Genomic DNA, 979 nt, shown 5'->3' with positions numbered 1-979 from the left:
TGACATCACCATCAGAAGTCAATTTAGCACCCGCGGTGGTGAGGGTCCCATTGGCTGCCATCGTCAGTTTTTTATCACCACGGATTTGAGCAATAATATGTTGGTCATCCTTGTTGTTATCATTGGCTGGGTTAATGACAGAATAAGCCAGGGAAGGTAATGTGATATTTCTTCCTGCGGATAATAATGTGTTGCCATTAGCCTGTATCTGAACCGCTTTCCCATTAATATCACCACCACTCATTATGCTGATATTATTCTTTGCCGTAATTTTGCTGCTAAGTTCTGTTGAGTCTTGCGGTAGAATATGATTTTTATATTCTAATTCGGCGGCACTCAAATCAATATCTTTTGCTGCGATTAAAGAAATATCTTTCCCCGCAGAGATATCTGAACCTTTGGCGGAAATATTATTTCCAGCATGGATTGTCAGTGATTCAAGGGCATTTAATATCCCTGATATTGGTGCATTATGACTGTTTGCTGTCTTTGATTTTGCAAAATTATAGGTGTCTGCATGGTTTTCTACGGTCACATCATTATTTGCTATCAGAGAGATATTTTTACTCGGTTGTAAATAGACGTTTTGTAAAAGGAGGTTTTTACCCGAGTTAATAGTTAAATTACCGACGGCATCTAATTTATTGGATACAGGATGATCATTAGTACTATGTTGGCGCCAAAGATAACCGAATTGATCACCATTATGAAATAGGATATCTCCATGACGGCTGATAGCAGTGATATCCTTTCCTTTTATATCACTTTGCCAGATATTGATATTATTGACGGCAGCCATAGATAAATTATTGGGTGCCGAAAGTGTTGAATTTTTGAGGGTAATATCGCTTTCAGAAATTATGTTTAGATCATTAGCCGCGTTGATTTTATCTTTGAGGGTGATCTCTCCACCGTGTAATAAGATATTTTTAGCCGACAGTATTTCCGGCAGCTTTTCACTGCTGGCCGGCAGGTCATA

The 979-nt window shown here is 38.6% G+C and carries 1 protein-coding gene; it reads right to left on the bottom strand.

Features of this window, described 5'->3' with window-relative positions:
* Positions 1 to 979, bottom strand: a 979-nt coding sequence (locus LGZ99_RS24475) for a hemagglutinin repeat-containing protein (protein ID WP_262979852.1), incomplete at both ends; no start/stop codon positions are given.

Source organism: Photorhabdus temperata (assembly GCF_025384845.1).
GTDB lineage: Bacteria > Pseudomonadota > Gammaproteobacteria > Enterobacterales > Enterobacteriaceae > Photorhabdus > Photorhabdus temperata.
This window is presented reverse-complemented; position numbering and strand designations above follow the sequence as displayed.